This is a genomic window from Symbioplanes lichenis (assembly GCF_030709675.1).
Classification (GTDB): domain Bacteria; phylum Actinomycetota; class Actinomycetes; order Mycobacteriales; family Micromonosporaceae; genus Actinoplanes; species Actinoplanes lichenis.
Window position 1 is genome coordinate 1 of the sequence record NZ_JAUZQD010000040.1, and the last position, 5,393, is coordinate 5,393.

1 protein-coding gene is annotated in these 5,393 nt (G+C 73.6%); it reads left to right on the forward strand.

Features of this window, described 5'->3' with window-relative positions; all coding sequences use genetic code 11:
- Positions 1-5,393, forward strand: a 5,393-nt coding sequence (locus RAN62_RS40900; RefSeq protein WP_305790290.1) for an SDR family NAD(P)-dependent oxidoreductase, incomplete at both ends; no start/stop codon positions are given.

Sequence of the window (5,393 nt, forward strand, 5' to 3'; positions counted from 1 at the left end):
ACGTCGCCCCGGTGACCGCGCAGACGGCTCCCCGGCTGGCAGTGTTGTTCACGGGCCAGGGCGCTCAGCGGCTGGGCATGGCCCGCGAGCTCTATGAGACTTCGGAGGTCTTCGCCGCGGCGGTGGACGCCATCCTCGCCGAGTTGGATCTCCCGCTGGCGGAGGTTCTCTGGGGTGACGACCCGGATCTGATCAACCAGACGGGGTGGGCGCAGCCGGCCCTGTTCGTGGTCGAGGCGGCCCTGTTCGAGGTGCTGCGCGCCCATGGTGTGACGCCCGACTATCTGCTGGGCCACTCCATCGGCGAGCTGACGGCCGCCTACGTGTCGGGAATGTGGTCGTTGCAGGATGCATCGCGCGTGGTGGCGGCCCGGGCCCGGTTGATGCAGGCGTTGCCGGCCGGTGGCGCGATGGCCACGGTCGAGATGGCGGAAGGCGACGTGCCCGAGGGCGTGTCCGTGGCGGCGGTGAACACGGCCGGCTCGGTGGTGGTGTCCGGGCCGCAGGAAGCGGTGGACGCGCTGATCGCGTCGGCGACCGGGAAGGTGACGCGGCTGCGGGTCTCGCACGCCTTCCACTCGGCATTGATGGACCCGATGCTTGAGGAATTCGCCGGAGTGCTGGCCACGGTGGAGTTCCACGAACCGCGGATCCCGATCGTGTCCAACCTGACCGGCGAGCCCGACGAGGGGATGCAGTCGGCTGACTATTGGGTCCGGCAGGTGCGCGGGACGGTGCGGTTTGCCGACGGCGTGCGGTGGCTGGCGGAGCAAGGGGTGACCACGCTGGTTGAGGCCGGTCCGGACGGGGTGTTGTCGGGGCTGGTGGACAACAGTGTGCCGTTGTTGCGGCGGAAGCGGGGCGACAACGAGGCGTTGCTGACCGCCCTGGGCCGGTTGTATGCGCAGGGCGTCGCGGTGGATTGGTCGCCGGTGTTCGCGGAGCGGGGAGCCCGGCGAGTGCCGCTGCCGACCTACGCCTTCCAGCGGCAGCGGTTCTGGGCCGACCCCGTGCACCGGCCGGCCGACGTCACCGCCGCCGGGCTCAGCGCCGCGGAGCATCCGCTGCTCGGGGCGATGCTGCCGTTGCCGCGTACGGACGGGGTGGTCTTCACCAGCCGGCTGTCGCTGCGCACCCACCCGTGGCTGGCCGAGCACACCGTCCAGGGGAAGGCGATCTTCCCGGGCACCGGCTTCGTCGAGCTGGCCGTCCGCGCCGGGGACGCCGTGGGCCGCGGTCACCTCGCCGAGCTGCTGCTCGAAGCCCCGCTGGTGCTGCCCGCGCAGGGCGGCGTCCAGGTGCAGGTGGTCGTCGACGCCGGGCCGGACCGGCGGCCGGTGAGCGTGTACGCCCGGCCGGACGGCCAGGAGGAGTGGACCCGGCACGCGAGCGGCGTCCTGAGCGCCGCCGCCGCACGTGCCGACTTCGGCCTGGTCACCGGGGCGTGGCCGGTCCCGGAGGCCGAAGAGATCGACTTCGACGGCAACCCCGAGTACGGCCCGCTGTTCCAGGGCGTGACCCGGGCGTGGCGCCTCGGCGACCACGTCCTGGCCGAGGCCGAGCTGCCCGAGGGCGCCGGCGCCGACGCGTACGGGATCCACCCGGCCCTGCTCGACGCGGCGCTCCAACCGGCCGGGCTCACCGGGGCGGCCGGGTCACCGTTCGCCTTCGGTGCCGTGGACCTGCACGCCGCCGGGGCCGCCCGCCTCCGGATAGTCCTGACCCGTACGGACGACACGGTCCTCGCGCTCGCCGCCGCCGACAGCACCGGGCAGCCGGTCCTCTCGATCGGCGCACTGTCCCTGAGGCCCCTCGACACCGCCGTGAGCCGGGGCGATCGGACCCTGCTGAGCCTGACGTGGATCCCGGTCCCCGAGCGGGCGCCGACCGGTGACGGCGCCTCCGCGACCGTGCTCACCGCGACCGGCGACCCGGACGACGTGGTCGCCTCCACCCACGCGCTGACCGCCCACGTGCTCGACCAGCTGCAGCGCCGGCTCGAGGACGCCACGGAACCGCTGGTCGTCGTCACCCGCGGCGCCGTCGCCGTCGAACCCGGGGACACGGTCACCGACCCGGCCGCCGCGGCAGTGTGGGGCCTGGTCCGCTCGGCGCAGACCGAACACCCGGGCCGCCTGATCCTGCTCGACACCGACGCGGATACGGACGCCGCTGTTCTGGATGACGTGCTGGCCGCCGGGGATCCTCAACTGGCTCTCCGCAACGGCACCCTGCACGCCGCCCGCCTGACCCGGGTCGAAGCCACGAGCGCCCCGGCGACACCGCTGAACCCGGCCGGAACCGTGCTCGTCACCGGCGGCACCGGCGGCCTGGGCGGCGTGGTGGCCCGGCACCTGGTCACCGAGCACGGCGCCCGCCGCCTGGTGCTGCTCAGCCGGCGCGGACCCGAGGCGCCCGGCGCCACCGAGCTGGTATCCGATCTCACCGCGCTCGGCGCCGAGGTCGAAGTCGTGGCCGGTGACGTGGCCGACCGCGAAACGCTGGCCGGGGTCTTCGCCGCCCATGACATCACCGGCGTCGTGCACACGGCGGGCGTGGTCGAGGACGGGGTCATCGCCGGCCTCTCGCGGGAACAGCTCGACCGGGTGCTCGTACCCAAGGTGGATGCGGCCTGGCACCTGCACGAGCTGACCCGGGACCTGGACCTGACGCTGTTCGTGCTGTTCTCCTCGATCGGCGGGCTGCTCGGCGGCGGCGGACAGGGCAACTACGCGGCCGGCAACGCCTTCCTCGACGCGCTCGCGCAGCGGCGCCGCCACGACGGGCTGCCCGGCCTGTCGCTGGCGTGGGGGCCGTGGACGACCGACATCGGCATGGTGGGCACGCTGTCCGAAACCGATCGGCGCCGGATGGCCCGGGCCGCGCTCCCGGCACTCGCCGTCGAGCACGGGCTGGAGCTCTTCGACCGGGCGCTGGGCGACGGGCTGCCGTCGCTGCTGGTGCCGGCCCGGCTCGACCTGCGAGCCCTGCGGGCACAACCCGAGATCCCGGCGTTGTGGCGGTCGCTGACGGGCGGCCCGGCCCGGCGGTCCGCGAGCAACAACGGCACCGGCCAGGCCGGACAGGGCCTCGCCGGGCTGCCGCCGGCCGAGCGGGAGAAGGCCCTCACCGATCTGGTACGCGAGGCCGCCGCATCCGTGCTCGGCCACGCGACCGGCACCCGCATCAACGCGCACCAGCCGTTCAGCGAGCTCGGCTTCGACTCGCTCACCGCGGTCGAGCTCCGGAACCTGTTGCAGTCCCGGACCGGCCTGAGCCTGGCGGCCAGCGCGGTGTTCGACTATCCGACCGTCGCCCGGCTCGCGGGGCATCTGGCGGGCGCGCTCGGCTCCCCGGACGTGACCGGATCGGATCAGGTCCCGGCGCTCGTCTCGGTCACCGACGACCCGATCGTGCTGGTCGGCATGGCCTGCCGCTACCCGGGCGACGTCCGGACCCCGGAGGACCTGTGGCGCCTGGTCACGGACGGGACCGACGGCATCACCACCTTCCCCACCGACCGCGGCTGGGACCTCGACGCGCTGATCGGCGCGGACGGGCCGGGCACGGGCACGTCGATCACCGATCGGGGCGGCTTCCTGCCCGGGGTGGACGAGTTCGACGCCGCGTTCTTCCGCATCTCGCCCCGCGAGGCCCAGGCCACCGACCCGCAGCAGCGAATCCTGCTCGAGGTGTCGTGGGAAGCCCTGGAACGGACCGGCATCGCCCCCGCCGCGCTGGCCGGCAGTGCCACAGGCGTCTTCGTGGGCGCCTACCAGACCGGCTACCTCGACCTGGTCAACCGGGCGAACGACGAGCTGCGCGGCCACGTGCTCACGGGCGCCGCGACGAGCGTGATGTCGGGCCGGGTGGCGTACGCGCTCGGCCTCGAAGGCCCCGCGGTCAGCGTGGACACCGCCTGCTCCTCGTCGCTCGTGGCCATGCACCTCGCCGCCCAGGCGCTGAGGGCGGGGGAGTGCTCGCTGGCCCTGGCCGGGGGCGTGACGGTGATGGCGACCTCCGACATGTTCGTGGGTCTCACCAAACAGGGCGGTCTCTCCGCCGACGGGCGCTGCAAGTCCTTCGACGACGCGGCGGACGGCACCGGCTGGGCCGAGGGCGTGGGCGTCGTCGTCATGGAACGCCTCTCGGACGCCCGCCGCAACGGCCACGAGGTGCTGGCGATCTTCCGCTCCAGCGCGGTCAACCAGGACGGCGCCTCCAACGGCTTGACCGCCCCGAACGGACCCTCCCAGCAGCGGGTGATCCGTCAAGCACTGGCGGCGGCGGGTCTGTCACCCGCCGACGTGGATGCGGTCGAGGCGCACGGTACGGGCACCCGGCTGGGTGACCCGATCGAGGCCCAGGCGTTGCTGGCCACCTATGGCCAGGATCGGGACAATCCGCTGTGGCTGGGATCCCTGAAGTCCAACATCGGGCACACGCAGGCCGCGGCCGGTGTCGGCGGTGTCATCAAGATGGTCGAGGCGCTGCGCCACGGGGTCCTGCCCAAGACGTTGCACGTCGAGGAGCCGACGTCGCAGGTCGACTGGACCCAGGGCGACGTGCGGCTGCTGACCGAGGCGATGCCGTGGCCCGAGACCGGCCGCCCCCGCCGCGCCGGGGTGTCCGCCTTCGGCATCAGCGGCACCAACGCGCACATCGTCCTCGAAGCCCCGGGCCCCGTGTCACCGCCGGTGACGACTGTCGCCGACACCGAGCCCGACGTGCCGTGGGTGGTGTCCGCCAAGACGCCCGAGGCGGTCCGGGACCAGGCGGCACGGCTGCTCGACCAGGTCACTGCGGATCCCGAGCTGCGGCCGGTGGATGTCAGCTGGTCCCTGCTGCACACCAGGGAAGCCTTCGAGTATCGGGCCGCCGTGGCCGCCGGCGACCGGGACGGCCTGCGCGCGATCAGCGCCGGCGACATAGTCCCGGCGCAGGCCCGGGCCGCGGAGAGGGTCGTGTTCGTCTTCCCGGGCCAGGGCGCGCAGTGGGCCGGCATGGCCCAGGACCTCCTCGCCACTTCGCCGGTGTTCGCCGCGACTTTGCACGCTTGCCAGGACGCCTTGGATCCGTTCGTGGACTGGTCGCTCACCGACGTGCTGGGCGACGAGACAGCGCTCAAGCGGGTCGACATCGTGCAGCCCGCGCTCTGGGCGGTCATGGTGTCCCTCGCCGCGCTGTGGCGCTCCTACGGAGTAGAGCCCGCCGCGGTGGTCGGCCACTCCCAGGGCGAGATCGCCGCGGCGTGTGTCGCGGGTGCCCTCTCCCTGGAAGACGGCGCCCGGGTGGTGGCCCTGCGCAGCAAGGCGATCGGTGAGCATCTGGCCGGTGGCGGGATGATGTCGCTGCCGATGCCGGCCGATCGGGCCCGCGAGCTGCTCGCCGGT